Raw genomic sequence first — 18922 nt, 5'->3', positions numbered from 1 at the left:
ACCTCACGAGACGTCCGAGGTGCCGGTGACGGTGAAGGTCGCGTTGGCCGTCTTCCCCTGCAGGCTGCTCGGGGCAGCACCGTCGAACGTCATCTGGAAGCAGAGCGTCTGCGTGCCTGCGGCCGCCATGGGGCCCTGGCGCGCAGTGACCAGCCCGGTCGACGTGGTCACGGTCAAGGCCACCACGTTGACCAGGCTCGTTCCACCGACACACGTGGCTCCGTTGCCCGTGCCCGACCTGGTCCCTCCGGCGGACACCGTCAACTTGAGGGCACCCGCGGTCCCGAAGGCAGCAGCATCGGTGCCGGTGAGTCCTCCGGTCATCGTCCACTTCAGTGGCGCGGTGCCGTTGTTCTTCAGGGTCAGCACCTCGGCCGAGGTGTTGCCCGGCACCATGATGGACATCCCGAGCGTCGTGGTGCTCACCGAGACGTCGGTGTTGTTGACCTGCAGGTCCAGGGTCCCGGCGGTGAAGGTCGTGCCGCTGATGACCACGTCGTCGGTCCAGAACGCGAAGGTGCCGGTCGTCCCGAGGACCCCGACGAGACCGAGGCCCAGCAGGGCACGCAGTCGAGCAGACCCCAGGACCCGAGGACGACGCCTGCTGCCAGCAGCCGCATGGCTAGGCATGGGAGCGCTCCCGGTGCGGCACCTTGGACCATCGGTCCCGCAGGGCTCCGGCGAACTCGACGAGGGCATAGAGAAGCAGTACGCCGGCCACGACGAAGATTCCGAGCTGTCGCTCGTGGGGCGAGAACAGGTCGCTGAAGTGGCCGACGTAGGGCACGGAGTACCAGAGCTCGCCGCGCACCTGCACCTCACGGACGACGTCCTCGTCAGGCACGGGGTTGGCGTCACCCCGCGTCAGCAGCGAGAGCTCGCCGCGTCCGTCGTAGCGGACCGACACCACGCGGTGCGTCACGAACACCGGCTCGCCGGAGGCGACCTGGTAGGTCACGACGTCACCCGCCGCGATCTCCTTACCTGAGGTCGGTCGCGTTACGACGAGGGTGCCGGGAGGCAGGCCGGGCTGCATGGAGCTCGTCAGCACCACGTAGGGCGTCGCGCCGACGACCCGAGGGATCACGACGGCGACAGCGAGCAGGGCGAGGCCCCCGGCGATGACCAGCCAGGCGACGATCCGTCCCATCCGCGACACGACGGGCCCCTCAGGAGTGCGTCTGGGTCGCGGTGATGTTGACGGCACCGAGATCGACGTCACCCAGCTTCGATCCGTTCGTCGCAGCAGGTCCGTCGAAGGTCACGGTGATCGTGGACTTGATCGCATAGGTGCCCGGGGCGGTCAGCGGCGCGTAGGCCGCCCCGTCGACGAGGAACGTCGCGGTGGCCGCCAGCTCGGTGTCCAAGGTGGTCGTGGGATCGGCGACGAGGGCAGCTGTGTCGATCGCGAGGGTGGCGCCGACGTGTTCGCCGTTCAGGGTGAGCGTCGCGCTGCACACCTTCGTGATCACGTCGCCCGGCACGATGTTGGTCACCCCGGGCGTGTAGGCACCCGCGCCGTCGAGCTCCCAGTTATGGAGGCCCGCCCCGACGCACGTGGGGGCGGTCAGCGTCACGGTCCCCGACGTGATGTTCGAGGTGCCCACGTCGAGCGAGTCCGTCCAGAACGCCAGCGTGCCGGCACCGCCCGTGAGCAGCACCGCAGCGGCTCCGGTAGCCAGTGCGCCTTTGGTGGTCTTGTGCATGGTTCCTCCCAGGATCCTCGAGGCACGCGGTTCCCCCAACGCCTCTCCCCTGGGACAACGGCACGAATGCACGTCACCTGAGGGATTTCCCGTCACCATCGCCAGCACCCCGTGGTCGGGACTGACCACGGGGTGCTGACGGGACCGACCTGGAGGGACTACCAGCCGCGCTCGGAGAGGCGGTGGGGCTGGGGGATCTCGTCGACGTTGATGCCGACCATGGCCTCGCCCAGGCCGCGCGAGACCTTGGCGACGACGTCGGGGTCGTCGTAGAACGTGGTGGCCTTGACGATCGCCTCGGCACGCTCGGCGGGGTTGCCGGACTTGAAGATGCCCGAGCCCACGAAGACACCCTCGGCGCCGAGCTGCATCATCATCGCCGCGTCGGCGGGAGTCGCGATGCCGCCGGCGGTGAACAGCACGACCGGGAGCTTGCCGCGCACGGCCACCTCCTCGACCAGCTGGTAGGGAGCCTGCAGCTCCTTGGCCGCGACATAGAGCTCGTCGTGCTCCATCGAGGACAGCCGGCGGAGCTCGGCGTTGATGGTGCGCATATGCATGACCGCGTTGGACACGTCACCCGTGCCGGCCTCGCCCTTGGAGCGGATCATCGCCGCGCCCTCGTTGATGCGGCGCAGCGCCTCACCGAGGTTGGTCGCCCCGCACACGAACGGTGCCGTGAATTTCCACTTGTCGATGTGGTGGGTGTAGTCGGCCGGGGTCAGCACCTCGGACTCGTCGATGTAGTCGACACCGAGGCTCTGCAGGACCTGCGCCTCAGCGAAGTGACCGATGCGGGCCTTGGCCATGACAGGGATCGAGACGGCCGCGATGATCGAGTCGATCATGTCGGGGTCGCTCATCCGCGAGACGCCGCCCTGGGCGCGGATGTCGGCCGGGACCCGCTCCAGCGCCATGACGGCGACCGCGCCGGCGTCTTCCGCGATCTTGGCCTGCTCGGCCGTCACGACGTCCATGATGACGCCGCCCTTGAGCATCTCGGCCATGCCGCGCTTCACGCGCGAGGTGCCGGTGGTGGAGCCGTTCTCAGCAGTGGGGGAAGAGGTCTCAGACATGCCTCCATCGTACGGCGGTCAGGTCGCGGGAGCCGTTTCGGGACCGTCCTGGGACGACTCGCCGGACTGGACCAGCGCGTCCGCGGCGATGGCCTGGCGGCGGACCTTCATGACGCGGAAGATCACCGTGTAGGTGTTGGCGAACGCGAGGACCCACAGCGTGAGGTACATCAGGATCGGCAGGTCGAGGATCGCGCTCAGGCCGGTCATCACGAGGATCGCCACCAGCCGGTCGGCGCGCTCGGCCAAACCCCCCTTGGCATCCATGCCCAACGACTCGGCGCGAGCGCGGGAGTAGGACGTCACCGAACCCATGACCAGGCAGTAGAGCGTGAGGCAGAGGTAGAGGTAGTAGTCACCGGGACCGGCGAAGTAGAGCGCCAGGCCGCCGAAGATCGCGCCGTCGCCGATCCGGTCGAGCGTGGAGTCCCAGAACGCGCCGAACTTCGAGGTGCGGCCCGTCTGACGCGCCATCTGCCCGTCGACGAGATCGCTGAACACGAAGGCGGTGATCACCAGGACGCCGATCAGCAACTCCCCCATCGGGAAGAAGACCAGCGCGCCGGCCGATACCCCGACGGTCCCCACGAACGTCACCGTGTCCGGGCTGATGCCCAGCTTGATGAAGAGGTTGACGAACGGCGCGAGCATGACGCCCTGCCAGAAACTCTTGAACCTGTCGAGCATGGTCGGAGGCTAGTCGCTGCCGACCTCCGGGCCACAACTCGGAGGCGTAGAGTCGCTGGCAGGGGCCACTCAGGCAACCCATATCGAGAGATTCCCGGATGAGCGACAAGTCGCCACGACAAGGAATGACGAAGAAGACTGGCAAGTCCATCAAGGAGAAGCGAGCCGAGAAGCGCGACTCGGCCAGCGGCGCCGGCTCCGGCTCGATGGAGAAGCTCAGCGAGAAGAAGCGCTGAGCACCCCCGTGCCACTCCTGAGCCTGGGGGTGGTGGGGACCTCGGAGAAGGAGAACGAACGTCGTCTCCCGCTCCACCCCGAGCACATCGCGGAGCTCGACGCCGACCTGCGCGCCAGCATCACCCTCGAGACCGGCTATGGCACCCACTTCGGGTACGACGACCGCGAGCTCGCCGACCTCGTCGCGGGCTTCCTGCCACGCGACGAGATCCTGGCCGCCTCCGACGTCGTGCTGCTACCCAAGCCGCAGCTCGCCGATGTCGAGGCACTCTCCCCCGGGCAGGTCCTCTGGGGCTGGCCGCACTGCGTCCAGGACACCGCGGTCACCCAAGCCGCGATCGACCGGCAGCTGACCCTGATCGCCTTCGAGGCGATGAACCACTGGACCCGCGACGGCTCGGTCGGGCTGCACGTCTTCCACAAGAACAACGAGCTCGCCGGCTACTGCTCGGTCCTGCAGGCGATGCAGATCGCGGGCATCACCGGCGACTACGGGCGGCGGCTGAGCGCGATCGTCATCGGCTTCGGTGCCACGGCGCGAGGCGCGGTCACGGCCCTCAACGCGCACGGCGTGCACGAGGTCGCGGTCCTGACGACGCGGCAGGTCACCGCGGTCGCAGCGCCGATCCACTCGGTGCGCATCCGCACGGTCGACCACGACGCCGACGGACTGGCCATGAGCGTCATCACCGAGCGTGGGCGCGAGCCGTTGGCTGCCTACCTCGCCGAGAACGACATCATCGTCAACTGCACCCTGCAGGACACGGCGGCCCCGCTGACCTACCTGCAGACCGCAGACCTCGAGGCGTTCCGCCGCGGCAGCCTGATCGTGGACGTGTCGTGCGACCTGGGCATGGGCTTCGAGTGGGCCCGACCCACGGGCTTCGACGAGCCGACGTTCCCCGTCGGCGAGCACGGCCAGGTGAGCTACTACGCCGTCGACCACAGCCCGTCCTACCTGTGGGGCTCGGCGACGTGGGACAACAGCTCGGCGACGGTGCCCTTCATCCGCACCGTGCTCGAGGGGTCGGCGTCGTGGGACGCCGACGAGACCATCCACCGCGCCATCGAGATCCGTGAGGGGGCCATCGTCAACCCGGCGATCCTGGCCTTCCAGGGGCGCTCCGCCACCGCGCCGTACGACGTGCCTGACGTCTGACGCGCCTGCTCGCTGGTCGAGCCCGAGGAGCCCTCGGGCTCGGTCAGAGGGGGCCTGGCCTTGTTGGGTGTCCCACTTCTCCGGCCCGATCCGCCTTCGACTTCCATCTGAGGGGCTCCGCGCGCGGGCGACCCGAGAATGCAGCAGGCGATCACGCCATTCCAGACTCGACTTCGTCGAGCTGTTGCGGCGCCCGCGGGCGTGCGACCATGCCGCGCTCCACGAACATTTCCGCTGGCGTGCATCCTCGTGAGGGAAAGGCCCCGCCCCGATGGTCAATCGTTTGACCACCGCGGGAAAGGGGTCCTGGGCGAGCGCTGGGCCCGCGACTTCGGCTCTCCGACCGACGAGGGGCGCTCAACGGTCCCAGGCGTCGGCGATCAGGGACCGCGTGTCGGTGAGGAGCTCGGGAAGGGTCTTGGTGCGCCCGATGATCGGCATGAAGTTCTGGTCGCCGGTCCAGCGCGGCACGACGTGCTGGTGCAGGTGGGCCGCGATGCCGGCGCCGGCGACGACACCCTGGTTCATCCCGATGTTGAAACCGCCCGCGCCGGAGACCGAGCGGATGACACTCATCGCCCGGCGGGTGAGGTCGGCGATGTCGGCGGCCTCCTCGTCGGTGGTCGCGGTGTAGTCGGCGACGTGGCGGTAGGGACAGACCATCAGGTGGCCCGGCGCGTAGGGGTAGAGGTTGAGGACCACGAAGGCGAGCCGTCCTCGGCGCACCACGAGCCCCGCGGCATCGTCGATGGACGGGATCCGGCAGAACGGGCACTCCCCCGACGTCGCATTGGCCGGCTTGTTCTCGCCGCGGATGTAGGCCATCCGGTGCGGGGTCCAGAGCCGGTCGAGGTCGTCGGGCTCACCGACGCCGTCCTGCACGATCGTGTCACTCATGCTTGCGCCACCTCAGGTCCGTCGTCGACCAGGCCCCAAAGCCCGAAGAGCTCCTCGATCGGCCGGTCCGGGTCGAGGTCGAGGCCGAGCCGGCGGGCGTGGCCGTCGAGCAGGTGCCACACCGAGCGGCTGAGGATGTCGGAGAGCTGGGCGGCCGAGGGCTCGCGCTCCTCGCGCGACGCCCATCGTCGTACGGCGCCGAAGACCGCACCCACCAGGGCGTAGGCCAGCGGGTCGATCGCCGCCTTCTCGCCGTCGTCGAGCTGCACCTCGAGCATGGTCACCGCCGTCTCGAGGATCTCGACGAGCACGCCGGCGATCTGGTGGATGCCGTTCTGGAGCGGGCCGGGGCCGCCGGTGGAGTCATGCTCAGCGAGGCGGTGCAGCGCCGGGTGCTCGACAGCCCAGTCGACGTAGGTCGAGATGATCCGGTGGATGATCTCGTTGACCGTGCCGTCGAGGCTGACCTGCGGCACCAGCAGCGCGGTGAGCTGCACCAGGATCTCGGCCTGGATGGCCCGGTCGAGGTCGGCGCGGTCGGAGAAGTGGCGGTAGACGACCGTGCGGTTGAGGCCGGCCTCGTCCGCGATCTGCTGGACGTGGAACTCCGCGCCAGGCTCGGCGGTCTCCACGACCGCGATCGCGGCGTCGAGGATCTGCTGGCGGCGCTGCTGGTTGTGTCGGTCCCAGCGCGCCTGACGTCCGTCCACCCTCGCGCTGGCCACCACTCAACTCCGTTTCTCGAACCACTCCCTGGCTGAAGGGTAACGGCGACGGGCCGGACGTCGGGCACCTTGCTGCGCGACGCGCACCAGCTCCTCGACGTCGACGAACTTGGCGCGGGCCCGACCGCGGGCGGCACCACGGCGCCGCTCCTCGGCATCGATGGCCTGCCACCCTGCGAGGTCGACCACGTCGGGGCACCGGCCGCGCACGACCTCCGCGATGGACGCGCGGGTCCCCACGGGCGTCGCCGTCGCGCCGGAGTCGAGGTCGTCCAGGATCCGCGTGACGGTCTCCTGCGCGCAGGTCTTGTTGGTCCCGATGAAGCCGCTCGGACCGCGCTTGGCCCACCCGACGACGTAGACCCCGGGCCGCACGCGCCCCCGGTCGCTCGGCACCACGCCGGTCGCGGGGTCGTGGGGAAGGTCGGCGACGGGCTCCCCGCGATAGCCGACCGAGCGGAGCACGAGGCGGGTCTCAAGGAGCTGCCGCTCCCCGGACGGCACGGCGCGCAGCTCGCCGTCGGCGCCGACCTCGAGGCGGTTGGTCACGACCTCGACGCCGGTGACTCCGTGCTCGTCGCCGACGATGCGGGTCGGCGAGGTGAGGAAGCGCAGCTCGATCGTCGGGAGACTGGGCCGCCGCGGGCGGGCCGCGAGCTCCGCGAGGAGCCGGCTCCGCTCGTCCACCGCCCCGCCGGCCTCCACCGCCGTGGCACCAGCGAGCCCCGACACCCGCACGTCCACCCCGCGCAACCCCGCGAGCCCGATCAGCTCGGGCACGGTGAAAGCGGCCTGGGCGGCCCCGCGACGCCCGAGCACGACGACCTCGCGCACCCGGCTGCGGTGCAGGATCGACCACGGCACGGCGGCGATGTCGGTGCGCTCGAGCTCGGCCGGGTCGGCGGTGAGGATGCGTGCGACGTCGAGGGCCACGTTGCCGTTGCCGACGATCACGACGCGCCCCGAGGAGAGCCGGTCGAGGCCGAGGTCGAGGTCCTGCTTGTCCGGGTGACCGTTGTACCAACCGACGACGTCGGTCGCGGCGACCGAGCCGGTCAGCTCCTCACCCTCGATGCCGAGCGAGCGGTCGGAGGACGCGCCGACGGCGTAGACGACGCCGTCGTACTGGGCGGTGAGCTCCTCGAGGCTGAGGTCGCGGCCGACCTCGACGCCGAGGAAGTAGCGGAAGCCGGGCTGCTGCTCGATCTCGCGGAAGAGCTGGTCGACCTGTTTGGTGTGCTGGTGGTCGGGTGCGACCCCGGCGCGGACCAGGCCGTAGGGCGTGGGCAGCCGGTCGTAGACGTCGACGCTGACCTCGGGCTGCTTGAGCAGCTCGTCGGCGGTGTAGAGGCCGGCCGGCCCGGCGCCGACGACCGCGACCCGGAAGGGCCCGGGTCGCGTGAGCCGGCGCTGGGGCGGAACGATCGCGAGGGGTGCCCGACCGACGTGCGCGAAGACCTCGTAGTAGTCGGCGTTGAGCTTGAGGAAGGGAAGCTGTGCCTCGCTCAGCGCCGTGTGGGGCACGACCGCGTCGGCTGGGCATGCCGTCGCGCAGGCACCGCAGTCGACGCAGGAGTTCGCGTCGACGTAGAGCATCTCGGCCTCGGCGAAGCCGGGCTCACCCGGCGCCGGGTGGATGCAGTTGACGGGGCAGGCGACGACGCACGAGGCGTCGGCGCAGCACGACTGCGTGACGACGTAGGTCACGGATCAGGCCGCGGCCGAGGCGGGCTCGCTGCGGAAGCGCGAGGAGCGGCCGTCGATGCGCATCAGGCGCCAGACCCGGCGTGAGACCGGGTTCATCATGCCGGTCTCCTCGGCGAGCATCCGCACGTCGCCGAAGAGGTCGCGCAGCATCTTGGCGCCCTCGGGCGAGTCCCAGTAGATCTCCTTGACGACGCTGCGCGGGATGCCCATGTCCTTGCGGGCCTTCGTGGTCGGCTTGAGGATCTCGTCGCAGAGCCAGCGCATGATCACGGGCACGATGACCGACAGGACGGCGCGGTCGAGGCGGCGCAGCTTGGGCGCCTGGTGCTCGAGGTACTGGTGCGCGAAGCCGATGTGGCGGGCTTCCTCGGCGACGTGGATCTGCATGATCCGCTGCAGCAGCGGGTGCATGTCGTCGCCGGCGCGCAGGACCGACTTCTGGACGTGGTCGATCGGCTCCTCGCCGGCCAGGACGCCGAAGAAGAAGGCGAACGGCACCCACTTCGCGGCGAGGGGGAGGAACGGCGCGACCGCGCGGAAGAGCCGCGAGCCACCTCCGACGTCCTGGCCGGAGCGGTTGACGAACTCCTGGAACATCTGGGTGTGGTGGCACTCCTCGGTCGCCTCGTGCGTGGAGTAGCGGAACTCCGGCGACCCGTTGGGCAGGTTGAAGGCGAAGTTCATCAGCCCGGCGATCAGGATCTGCTCGAACTGCAGGCCCACCTTGGTGACCTGCGCCTGGCGGTAGAGCCCGATGCGGATCTGCTCCTCGCGCGGCAGCGAGCGATACCACGGGTGGCGGCCGAGCACGTCGGCCTCCGGGAGGATCCAACGCTCGTCGTGCGGGTCGATCGCGTAGGCCGGGTTGTCCCAGTCGATGTCGAGGAAGGCGTCGAAGTGCTGGTGCACCGACGCCTCCGACAGGGTCTGGAGCGTGTCCTGGTAGCTCTGCACGGCGCTCATGTGCACTCACCTCTCACCGTTGGTTGGTCAACGACACCGAGGTTAGTGCGACAGTGCGTCACATGTAAAGAGTTAGCGCGACATGGCGTCGCGCTAATATCGGTGGAACCACCTGCCGAGGTCAGCGGCCACCCCTGGGCACGTCACGTTCTGGTCCCGCTCGGCCTCGACCCACTGCCCCATCACCGCCTCCCCGCCCTGGATCACCCAGTCGGCCCCGCAGCGCCCCAACGCCTCCTCCCGCGAGGTCTGCCCGGCCGCGCGCCACTCGGGCACCCCGAGGGCGAGGTCGCCGACGACGCCCTCCCAGAGGTAGGGCGTGGAGTAGACGCCGATCGCATAGCCGGCGTCGCGGTAACCCCGCGCGAGTCCCTCGACGACGGCGGCGTTGGCGACCGGGTCCCCACTCCACTCGAAGTCCGGCACGGGCTCGACGTCGATCCACACGATCGGCGTCTCGAAGCCGGCCGTCTGCATCGAGGCGATGTTGAAGCGCGCCTGCTGGTAGCCGACGTTGCGCAGGGCACCCAGCCCGTCGGACCCGTCGTACGGGCCCTCGGTGGCGAAGCGTCGCAGCTCGGGTGCCTCGGGATAGCTCGCGACGGCGTAGGCCGAGACGAGCACGTCGTTGTCGCGCGCCCAGGCGACCTGCTCGCCCAGGCAGGGGTTGGCGTAGAACCCGGGGCCGTTGGTGAGGCCGATGACGACGTAGCGCGCCTCCGGGATCGGCAGAGGCAGGCCGAGGGTGCGCTTCTGTGGGATCCCCATCCCGACCGGGCACTGCGGCCAGCTGATGTCGCCGCCGAGCACGGCTCCGGTCTCGGGCGGGATCTGCGGGCTGGGCACGGCGGTTGCGGCCTGTTCGGCGAGGTCGGCAAGCTCGTCGCGCGGACTCGGCGACGGCTTCGGCACGGGCTTGCGCGTTGCCGGCGCCGGCGCCGGCGGCTCGCTGGCGGCGCTCGCTCCGGGCGTCTCGCCCGACGTGTCCGCGGACCCCGCGGTGCCTCCACACCCGGCCAGGACGGCCAGGCTCGCGAGGCTCAGCAGGGCCCGGCGCACGTCAGTCCTGGTCGACGAGGCGGGCCGGGAAGCCGCCGGTCGCAACCGGCGACCAGCGCTCGGGCGTGACGCGGATCAGGGACTTGCCCTGGTCGCGCATGGCCTGGCGGTAGTCGTCCCAGTCGGGGTGCTCCCCCGAGATGCTGCGGAAGTAGTCGACCAGCGGCTCGACCGCGTCGGGCATGTCGATGACCTCGCAGGTGCCCTCGACCTGCACCCACGCGTCGTTGAACGCGTCGGAGAGGACCAGCACCGTGGCCCTGCCCGTGCGGCGGGCATTGGCCGCCTTGGCCCGCTCCGGATAGGTCGAGATGACGATCCGCCCCTCGTCGTCGACGCCACCGGTCACGGGCGAGGACTGGGGCTGGCCGTCCTTGCGCGTCGTGATCAGCACCATCTGGTGGCGGGGTCTGATGAACTCCAGCAGCTGCTCGAGCTCGACGTCGGTCGTGGTTGCGATGGTCCGGGCCATGCCCACACCTCACCACACCGGTGGTGAGGTGCGAGCCGGCCGAGCCCTCAGACCTGCTCGCGCGTGGCGATCGCGGCGGCGACCCGCTCGATGGCCTCGTCGATCGGCACCCCGTTGTCCTGGCGCCCGTCGCGGTAGCGGAACGAGACCGCACCGGCCTCGATGTCGTCGGCGCCGGCGATGATCATGAACGGCACCTTCTGCATCTGCGCGTTGCGGATCTTCTTCTGCATGCGGTCGTCGGAGTCGTCGACCTCGACGCGCAGGCCCTGGGTCCGCATCCGGCGCGCGACGTCGTGCAGGTAGTCGGCAGCGAACTCGGCGACCGGGATCGCCTGCACCTGGACCGGCGCGAGCCACGGCGGGAAGGCGCCGGCGTAGTGCTCGACCAGGACGCCGAAGAAGCGCTCGAGCGAGCCGAACTTCGCCGAGTGGATCATCACCGGCTGCTGGCGCGAGCCGTCGGAGGCGTTGAACTGCAGGTCGAAGCCCTTCGGCTGGTTGAAGTCATATTGGATCGTCGACATCTGCCAGGTGCGCCCGATGGCGTCGCGACACTGCACGGAGATCTTGGGCCCGTAGAACGCTGCGCCGCCCGGGTCTGGCACGAGCTCGAGGCCGGACTCGATCGCCGCCTGCTCGAGCACGGTGGTCGCGGTGACCCAGTCCTCGTCGGAGCCGACGAACTTGTCGGGCTTGGAGTCGTCGCGGGTCGAGAGCTCGAGGTAGAAGTCGTCGAGCCCGAAGTCCTTGAGCAGCCCGAGGACGAAGTTGAGCAGGTGCTTGATCTCGGCCGGCGCCTGCTCAGGGGTGACGTAGGAGTGCGAGTCGTCCTGGGTCAGCCCGCGCACGCGGGTGAGGCCGTGGATGACGCCGGACTTCTCGTAGCGGTAGACCGAGCCGAACTCGAAGAACCGCAGCGGCAGCTCACGGTAGGAACGCCCGCGCGAGGAGAAGATCAGGTTGTGCATCGGGCAGTTCATAGCCTTGAGGTAGTAGTTGGCGCCCTCGAACTCCATCGGCGGAAACATGGTGTCGGCGTAGTAGGGCAGGTGCCCCGAGGTGTGGAACAGCCCCTCCTTGGCGATGTGGGGGGTGCCGACGTAGTCGAAGCCCTCCTCGATGTGGCGCTGGCGGACGTAGTCCTCCATAACCCGCTTGATAACGCCGCCCTTGGGGTGGAAGACCACCAGGCCGGAGCCGATCTCGTCGGGAAAGCTGAAGAGGTCCAGCTCGCGGCCGAGCTTGCGGTGGTCGCGACGCTCGGCCTCCTCGATGCGGTGCAGGTGCGCCTCGAGCTCCTCCTTGGAGGGCCAAGCAGTGCCGTAGATGCGCTGGAGCATCTTGTTCTTCTCGTCGCCGCGCCAGTAGGCCGCGGCCGAGCGCATCAGCTTGAACGCCGGGATCCGCTTGGTCGTGGGCAGGTGCGGGCCGCGACACAGGTCGCTCCACGCGACGTCGCCGTTGCGGCGGACGTTGTCGTAGATGGTGAGCTCGCCGACGCCGACCTCGACGCTCGCGCCCTCGGCGGCCCCATCGGACTTGCCCGAGCCCTTCAGGCCGATGAGCTCGATCTTGTAGGGCTCGTCCTGGAGCTCGGTGAGCGCGTCGCCGTCAGTGGTGACGCGCCGGGAGAAACGCTGCCCCTCCTTGATGATCTTGCGCATCCGGGTCTCGATCTTGTCGAGGTCCGCGGGCGTGAACGGGGTCTCGACGTCGAAGTCGTAGTAGAAGCCGTTCTCGATCGGCGGGCCAATGCCGAGCTTGGCGTCGGGGAAGAGCTCCTGGACCGCCTGGGCCATGACGTGGGCGGCCGAGTGGCGCAGGATGTCGAGCCCGTCCTGGCTGGTGATCGCCACGCCGGCGACCACGTCGCCGTCCTGGAGCTCGTGAGCCAGATCCTTCAGCTCTCCCCCGTCGGCGCCGACCCGTGCCGCGATCACCTCGGTGTCCTCGGCGAACAGCTCCCAGGCCTTGGTGCCCGTCGTGGTGGTCCGCTCCTCACGCTCACCGGCGTGGACGCGGACAACCTTGATCTCGGACACGGTGGGGCTCCCTTGGTTGCTGTGGCCCGGCTGGATGGACCTGACAGTCGATCGTATCGATCCCGGGCCACGGGTTTACGCCGGGCGACGCAGGAGCGGCGCCGACGCAGGTCGGGGGCCTCGGTCGTGCCCTAGGGTCGGCCCGTGACGAAGACGTTCCTGCTCGGCGTGGGGTGCCAGAAGGGCGGGACGACCTGGCTCTACGACTACCTGATGGGCTCGCCGTCGTTCGCTCACGGGTATCGCAAGGAGTACCACGTCTTCGACGCCCTCGATCTCCCCTCCGAGCAGGGCGTCCGCAACCGGCTGCTCGCCAAGGCACACGCGGCCAGCACGGACCCGAGCCCCGGGGACCGGGTCGCCGCCCGAGCAGCCCACCGGCTCAGCATGTATCTCGACCCGGAGCTCTACGTCGCCTACTTCACCGGCCTGCTGCACCGCTCCCCGGAGACCCGCCTCGTCGCCGACATGACACCGGCCTACGGGATGCTCTCCGCCGACCGGTTCCGCCAGATCCGCGACGGCTTCGCCGAGCGGGGAATCCGGACCCTGCCGGTCTTCCTGATGCGCGACCCCGTCGAGCGGATCTGGTCGCAGGTGCGCATGCACGCCCGCCTGTACGACGAGCACGCGGCGGCGTCACAGGAGTCGGCGGCGTTCCTCCTGGAGCACCACGCCACCCCGGCCTACGAGCGGCGCACCCGCTACGACCAGACCCTCGCCGCCCTCGCCGCGGTGTTCGCGCCCGATGAGGTCTTCCACGGCTTCTACGAGCAGCTCTTCACCGAGCAGACCACCCGTCGGTTGTGCGAGCAGGCCGGCATCCCCTTCGTCGTGCCCGACGTGGACAAGCGGGTCCACGCCTCCCCCACGACCGACGTGGTCCCGGAGAGCACCGTGCAGCTGGTGGCCGAGCACTACCGCGAGGTCTACGTCGCGGTCCAGCAACGCTTCCCCGAGGTCGTGCTGCGCGACCTGTGGACCAGCAGCCGCTACGTGCTGACGCCGGACGCCTGACGCGAGAGGACGACGGTGAAGACGATCGGGATGATCGGCGGGATGAGCTGGGAGAGCACGGCGGAGTACTACCGCCTGGCCAACGAGCAGGTCCGGGAGCGTCTCGGCGGACTGGCCTCCGCGCAGGTCCTCCTCGCCTCGCTGGACTTCGCCGAGGTCGAGCGGCTTCAGGCGCGGGGCGACTGGGCGGGCGCCGGAGACCTGCTCGCGCGCGCCGCCACCTCGCTCGAGGCCGGTGGGGCCGACTTCATCGTCCTGTGCACCAACACCATGCACCGGGTGGCCGACGCGATCGAGACAGCCATCGACATCCCGCTGCTCCACCTCGCCGACGTCACCGCCGAGGCCGTGCTGCGCACCGGCGTACGACGGGTGGGGCTGCTCGCCACGGCCTACACGATGGAGCAGGCGTTCTACCGCGACCGCCTCGAGGGTCACGGGCTCACCGTGCTGACCCCGGACGCGGACGACCGGGCCACCGTGCACCGCGTCATCTACGAGGAGCTGTGCCTCGGCCTCGTGCGCGATGAGTCCCGGTCGGCCTACCGGGAGGTCATCGAGCGGCTGGTCGCCCGCGGCGTCGAGGGCGTGATCCTCGGATGCACCGAGATCGAGCTGCTCGTCAACGAAGCCGACAGCCCGGTCCCGGTCTTCCCCACGACCCGCCTCCACGTGGAGGCGGCCGTGACGAGGGCGCTGGCCTGACCGCGCTGGCCTGACGACGTGCCTTTGCCCTCTACGAGCAGCTCTTCACCGAGCAGACCACCCACAGGCTGGGCGAGCAGGCCGGCATCGCCTTCGTCGCGCCCGCGGTCCAGCGACGCTTCCCCGAGGTCGTGCTGCGCGACCTGTCGACCAGCAGCCGCTACGTGCTGACGCCGAGGGCCGGAGACCAGCCACCGCAGGGACGCTGAAGAGCGGGGCCACCTCGCCGACGCCACCGCCGATGCCGTGGCCCGCTCATCACCCCCACACCGTCTGCTGCACGAGCACCGCGTTGAGCGCGATGATCACAACCGCGATCAGGGACGCGACGACGGTGGTGAGACGACGGTTGACCAGGGAGCCCATGACATCGGCGCGCCTGGTGAAGATCACCAGGGGCACCAGCGCGAACGGGATGCCGAAGGACAGCACGACCTGGGAGACCACGAGCGCCCGCGTGGGGTCGACGCCCAGGGCGAGGATGACCAGCGCCGGTACGAGCGTCACGAGCCGGCGTACGACGAGGGGGACCCGCAGCCGCAGGAACCCCTCCATGACCACCTGACCGGCGTAGGTGCCGACGCTCGAGGCAGCGAAGCCGGACGCGAGGAGCGCGAGCGCGAACAGCAGGGCCGCGCCCGGGCCCAGGGCATCTCCCAGTCCCGCGTGGGCGCCCTCGATCGTGTCCACGGACTTGCCGGGTCCGGAGAGGACCTTGGCGGCGACGACGAGCAACGAGAGGTTCATCAGTCCGGCGACAGTCATCGCCACCACCACATCGGTTCGCTGGCTGGCCAGCAACGAGCGTCGCTCCGCCTCGGTGGTGCGGACGTAGCGGTCCCGGGTCAGGGCGCTGTGCAGGTAGATGGCGTGCGGCATCACGGTCGCGCCGAGCATGCCGGTCGCGAGGAGCAGGCTCTCGGTGCCATCGAAGCGAGGGACGGTGCCGGACACGATCGCCAACGGCTCCAGGCCGCTGACTGCCACGTCGTAGGCGAAGCCCACCAGGATGACGCCGAGGAGTCCGGCGATCGCCACCTCGAACGGACGGTGCCCCCGCGTCTGGAGGCCCAGCAGGGCGAAGGCCACCACCGCCGTGATGAGGCCGCCGGTGACCAGGGGCAGCCCGAACAGCAGCTTGAGGGCCAGCGCGCCTCCGACCACCTCGGCGAGGTCGGTCGCGATGGCCACGACCTCGCCCTGGACCCACAGGGCGCGGGTGACGGGGCGCGGGAAGTGCCGTCGGCACAGGGCCGGGAGGCTCTCGCCGGTCGCGATGCCCACCTTCGCCGAGAGGTACTGGATCAGCATTGCCATCAGGTTGCTGACGACCACCACCCACACCAGCAGGTAGCCGAACGTCGAGCCGGCGGTGATGTTGGTGGCGAAGTTGCCGGGATCGACATAGGCGATGGCCGTGACGAAGGCCGGTCCCAGCAGCGGCAGCGGTCCGCGCACCCTGGCTCGCGGAAGCGCTGTCCTGGCCTCTTGATACATCGGCAAACTCCCGCGTTTGTGGTGTGAAAATTTCGGATGCAGAACTCGACATAGGGGGTTCGGTGCCCGGGCTAGACCGGATTTGTCAGAGGCCAAAATTCTTAAGAATTATTCCACTTTGAATGCGTGACAACGACGAGTTTGCATGCGTACCTTGAAGAGGTCCCGCCGCTCCTTCCAACCACTGGCGAATCCTTTCGGAGTCGGCGAAACCCTTTCAAGGACTGGAGATTGTCTTCCACCGCACCGCGGCCCGATGCCGTCTCGCCAGCGCGTCGCGGTCGAATCAATTGCGGGTTTCGGGTGGCTTTTGCGCGCCCTTCTCGTATTCGCATATTCATCTCAGAATTGGAGCCACCATGTTCGGAAAGACCGTCGTTCGCGACATGATCGTACGCAGCGCTGAGAACCCGGCAGACCGTCGAATCTTCCTGAAATCGGCCGGGGTCGCCGGTCTCGGCGTGGTCGGTGCAGGAGCCCTCGGGGCGACCCAGAGCGCTTCCGCGGCAGGGCCGAGCGATGGGGCGATCCTGAACTTCGCGCTCAACCTCGAGTACCTCGAGGCGGAGTTCTACCAGCAGGCCGCCTTCGGCAAGAGCCTCCCCGACAACCTCACCTCGGGGAAGGGCCCCAGGGGTGGTGTCGTCGGTGGTCGCAAGGTCCGCTTCGACTCGCCCGTCATCGCGAAATACGCCCGCGAGATCGCCATGGACGAGCTCGATCACGTCAAGTTCCTCCGCACGGCTCTCGGCGGCGCCAAGGTGTCGCGGCCCAAGATCGACCTCAAGCACAGCTTCACCGCAGCCGCTCGCGCGGCGAAGCTGATCGGGCCCAACGAACGGTTCGACCCGTTCGCCAACGAGAACAACTTCCTGCTGGCGGCGTTCATTTTCGAGGACGTCGGGGTCACGGCCTACAAGGGCGCCGCTCCGCTCATCAACAACAAGGCCTTCGTGGAGGCCGCCGCCGGCATCCTGGCGGTCGAGGCCTACCACGCAGGCATCATCAGGACCGTCTGCTACTCCAAGAACCTGAACAACGCGGTGCGGAAGATCTCCGACGCGCGCGACAGCCTCGACGGGAAGACGCAGCTCGACCAAGGCATCGGGACTCGGAAGCGGGCCAACCTCGTCCCGACCGATCGCAACGGCATCGTCTTCAGCAGGTCCGCCGACCGGGTGCTCAACATCGTCTACCTGAACCCGGGCAAGACCAACAAGGGTGGCTTCTACCCCGAAGGCGTCAACGGCTCGATCCGCACCAGCGGACCGAAGCCGCGGTGAGGTGGACGGCATGGACCTGATGCAGTCGATCGCGGCCCTCATCTGGGCACTGGTCATCGCACGCGCCCTGGTCCTGGCCGTCAGGACCGGAGGGGCCGACCCGGTTCCCATGGCTCGCACGCATCCTGGGTTGATGCACCGGTGACCTTGCCTCGTTGAGCAAGGCTCAGGTGCCGCCACACCTCGGACATGGCTGGAAGGCCAACGCCGAGGTGTGGTGCCAGGGCGTGGCGCAGGGGGTGTGGTGACACGCCCGTCACCGGATTGGCGTTGCGGCTCACGGGTCGGCCAGGACGTCGCGTGGGGCCGCACGATCGCGGCCGGCCGAGCCCCTGCGGCTGCTGCTCGTGCTCGTCCACGAACAGTCCGGGAAGCTGCCCGCCGTGCTCGACGGGGAGGACCTGGACGCCACGACGATCGCTGGGTTCCTCAACCACCTCGAGACCGCACGGCACAACAGCATCCGGGCCCGCAACGTGCGGCTGACCGCGATCCGTTCGCTGTTCTCCTCCGCCGCGCTGTCGCACCCCGAGCACGCCCAGGCGCGTCAGACTCGCGGTAGATGCCCCGCGCGATCTTGTCGTAGCGTCCACTTAGGGCAGCGCGGTAGAAACCGCTCGCGGACATCCCGAGGTCGGCCGCCTGATAGGGCTTCAGGGTTTCCATCGCACTGCACCTCCTGATGATCGCTTTCGTATGCAGATAGCATTACCTGTATACGGTTACTACCACAACTGCGTTCGTTTATTGTGGACGAGCGTCACGCGCCACGAGAAGAACCTGGCCATCCGGCGAGCGTCGCCGAGATAGCACCTGATGGCCATGAATGCCCATGCTCACCTCCTCCCCCTCGTCGGCCGGACTTCGGCGCCGTAGGCGGCTCAGCCGACCTGCGTCAGATCGTCGGAGCGCTCCTCACCTACGGCCTGGTCATCGCGGTTCTCATGGTGGTCACCTGCGGCGCCACCTGAGCGAACTGGCTGCTCGACGTCGGCGCGACCCTGTGCGTCAGGCTGAGGTGAGACACCGCCACTGAGTTCTTTCCCTTGCACGGGGTGAGAAGCGAGACATCTGATGACCATGACGTTGGCTGACACGACCCGGATCGATGATGGGGGCGTGACCCCGAGAGCTGATAGACCCGAGCGACGCACGTTCACCGCGGAGTACAAGGCCCAGATCCTTGGCGAGTACGAGGCCGCCGACCATGGCGAGCGTGGCGCGATCTTGCGCCGGGAGGGCCTGTACTCCTCCCACACCACCGAGTGCGTCCTAGCGAGCTCGGCCTCGGCCTTCTCTGCCCTGGTGCGCAACTGCTCGACCAGGCTCCCACGTCGCCAAACACCTCGGCGCACACGACCCCCCGGCAAGGCCATCAGCTCTACGGCAGCCGGTGACCGGACGACTACGTCCGGAGCCACCAACCCATGTTCGGCCGAGAGGATGAACCACGGAAGGCCGGAGCGCTCGGCATCGTCACGCTCCTTTCGGAACAAGGGCGAGACGTACGAGTCGCGAGCAGCCGCCGGTGCTGCAGCCTTGGCCTTCACACACGCGACGAGAAGCAGCGACGACGCTCCGGCTTCGTGGCCGGCCCGCGTTGCACCGCTGGCAGCCCTCGCCGCGATGGTGGCACTGCTGGCGCGCGACCGGACCACCGTGGAGCCGTCGCCGGCCTAGCCTCCGG

General features: G+C 69.1%; 20 protein-coding genes. 6 read left to right on the top strand and 14 right to left on the bottom strand.

From position 1 onward, the window contains the following. Positions 1-3: 3 nt before the first annotated feature. From BM204_RS14620 to pgsA, 5 genes are all read right to left on the bottom strand, one after another. A complete protein-coding gene (locus BM204_RS14620) occupies positions 4-630 on the bottom strand; it encodes a TasA family protein (RefSeq protein WP_170259169.1) in 627 nt (208 codons plus the stop codon). After that, positions 623-1150 carry a signal peptidase I gene (locus tag BM204_RS14615; protein ID WP_091114756.1) on the bottom strand — a complete coding sequence of 176 codons (528 nt, stop codon included), beginning with the start codon at positions 1148-1150 and terminating at the stop codon, positions 623-625. Before BM204_RS14615 ends, BM204_RS14620 begins: the two co-directional genes overlap by 8 nt. A gap of 19 nt (positions 1151-1169) precedes the next feature. Further along, positions 1170-1706, bottom strand: a complete 537-nt coding sequence (locus BM204_RS14610; RefSeq protein ID WP_170259168.1) for an alternate-type signal peptide domain-containing protein — start codon at positions 1704-1706, stop codon at positions 1170-1172. A 158-nt stretch (positions 1707-1864) separates the two neighbouring features. After that, positions 1865-2782, bottom strand: coding sequence for a pyridoxal 5'-phosphate synthase lyase subunit PdxS (gene pdxS, locus BM204_RS14605; protein ID WP_091114751.1), 918 nt, complete (start codon positions 2780-2782; stop codon positions 1865-1867). Positions 2783-2800: 18 nt separating this feature from the next. Next, entirely contained in the window at positions 2801-3469 is a 669-nt protein-coding gene (gene pgsA / locus BM204_RS14600) for a phosphatidylinositol phosphate synthase (RefSeq protein ID WP_091114748.1), read from the bottom strand. A 244-nt stretch (positions 3470-3713) separates the two neighbouring features. Between pgsA and BM204_RS14595 the strand changes: the two genes are divergently transcribed. Then, the gene (locus tag BM204_RS14595; RefSeq protein ID WP_091114746.1) at positions 3714-4865 is read left to right on the top strand and encodes a N(5)-(carboxyethyl)ornithine synthase; all 1152 of its coding nucleotides are present in this window, start codon (positions 3714-3716) and stop codon (positions 4863-4865) included. 357 nt (positions 4866-5222) lie between these two features. On the opposite strand, the gene BM204_RS14590 is transcribed toward BM204_RS14595, so the two are convergent. The 7 genes from BM204_RS14590 to thrS all read right to left on the bottom strand — a co-directional run bounded on the left by BM204_RS14590 (position 5223) and on the right by thrS (position 12733). After that, complete coding sequence (locus BM204_RS14590) at positions 5223-5762, bottom strand: HIT family protein (protein WP_091114743.1); 540 nt, start codon at positions 5760-5762, stop codon at positions 5223-5225. Continuing rightward, positions 5759-6487, bottom strand: a complete 729-nt coding sequence (locus tag BM204_RS14585) for a TetR/AcrR family transcriptional regulator (RefSeq protein ID WP_091114949.1) — start codon at positions 6485-6487, stop codon at positions 5759-5761. Before BM204_RS14585 ends, BM204_RS14590 begins: the two co-directional genes overlap by 4 nt. A gap of 3 nt (positions 6488-6490) precedes the next feature. Beyond that, positions 6491-8194 carry an FAD-dependent oxidoreductase gene (locus BM204_RS14580; protein ID WP_091114740.1) on the bottom strand — a complete coding sequence of 568 codons (1704 nt, stop codon included), beginning with the start codon at positions 8192-8194 and terminating at the stop codon, positions 6491-6493. A 3-nt stretch (positions 8195-8197) separates the two neighbouring features. Beyond that, positions 8198-9157: an AurF N-oxygenase family protein gene (locus BM204_RS14575; RefSeq protein ID WP_091114738.1), complete on the bottom strand. Its 960-nt coding sequence runs from the start codon at positions 9155-9157 to the stop codon at positions 8198-8200. Between the two features lie 93 nt (positions 9158-9250). Further along, on the bottom strand, positions 9251-10216 hold the full coding sequence (locus BM204_RS14570; RefSeq protein ID WP_091114736.1) for a glycoside hydrolase family 25 domain-containing protein: 966 nt from the start codon (positions 10214-10216) through the stop codon (positions 9251-9253). A gap of 1 nt (position 10217) precedes the next feature. Further along, positions 10218-10688 carry a PPOX class F420-dependent oxidoreductase gene (locus BM204_RS14565; RefSeq protein ID WP_091114733.1) on the bottom strand — a complete coding sequence of 157 codons (471 nt, stop codon included), beginning with the start codon at positions 10686-10688 and terminating at the stop codon, positions 10218-10220. 47 nt (positions 10689-10735) lie between these two features. Beyond that, positions 10736-12733, bottom strand: a complete 1998-nt coding sequence (gene thrS / locus BM204_RS14560; RefSeq protein WP_091114731.1) for a threonine--tRNA ligase — start codon at positions 12731-12733, stop codon at positions 10736-10738. A gap of 144 nt (positions 12734-12877) precedes the next feature. Here thrS and BM204_RS14555 point away from each other — a divergent pair, with 144 nt between their 5' ends. Then, on the top strand, positions 12878-13750 hold the full coding sequence (locus tag BM204_RS14555; protein WP_091114729.1) for a sulfotransferase: 873 nt from the start codon (positions 12878-12880) through the stop codon (positions 13748-13750). 15 nt (positions 13751-13765) lie between these two features. Further along, a complete protein-coding gene (locus BM204_RS14550) occupies positions 13766-14455 on the top strand; it encodes an aspartate/glutamate racemase family protein (RefSeq protein WP_091114726.1) in 690 nt (229 codons plus the stop codon). A gap of 258 nt (positions 14456-14713) precedes the next feature. Here the strand turns inward: BM204_RS14550 and BM204_RS14545 are convergent, their stop codons facing one another. Beyond that, a complete protein-coding gene (locus BM204_RS14545) occupies positions 14714-15952 on the bottom strand; it encodes an Nramp family divalent metal transporter (RefSeq protein WP_091114723.1) in 1239 nt (412 codons plus the stop codon). A gap of 359 nt (positions 15953-16311) precedes the next feature. On the opposite strand from BM204_RS14545, the gene BM204_RS14540 reads away from it, so the two are divergent. From BM204_RS14540 to BM204_RS23555, 3 genes are all read left to right on the top strand, one after another. Continuing rightward, positions 16312-17235, top strand: coding sequence for a ferritin-like domain-containing protein (locus BM204_RS14540; protein ID WP_091114722.1), 924 nt, complete (start codon positions 16312-16314; stop codon positions 17233-17235). A 10-nt stretch (positions 17236-17245) separates the two neighbouring features. Next, complete coding sequence (locus BM204_RS23295; RefSeq protein WP_256215719.1) at positions 17246-17380, top strand: hypothetical protein; 135 nt, start codon at positions 17246-17248, stop codon at positions 17378-17380. 604 nt (positions 17381-17984) lie between these two features. Beyond that, complete coding sequence (locus BM204_RS23555; RefSeq protein ID WP_369675205.1) at positions 17985-18206, top strand: DUF6112 family protein; 222 nt, start codon at positions 17985-17987, stop codon at positions 18204-18206. On the opposite strand, the gene BM204_RS23660 is transcribed toward BM204_RS23555, so the two are convergent. Continuing rightward, a complete protein-coding gene (locus BM204_RS23660; RefSeq protein WP_371863256.1) occupies positions 18117-18893 on the bottom strand; it encodes a DUF6884 domain-containing protein in 777 nt (258 codons plus the stop codon). The genes BM204_RS23555 and BM204_RS23660 overlap by 90 nt on opposite strands. Between the last annotated feature and the right edge of the window lie 29 nt (positions 18894-18922).

This window comes from Nocardioides psychrotolerans (assembly GCF_900113685.1).
Taxonomy (GTDB): Bacteria; Actinomycetota; Actinomycetes; order Propionibacteriales; family Nocardioidaceae; genus Nocardioides; species Nocardioides psychrotolerans.
This window is presented reverse-complemented; position numbering and strand designations above follow the sequence as displayed.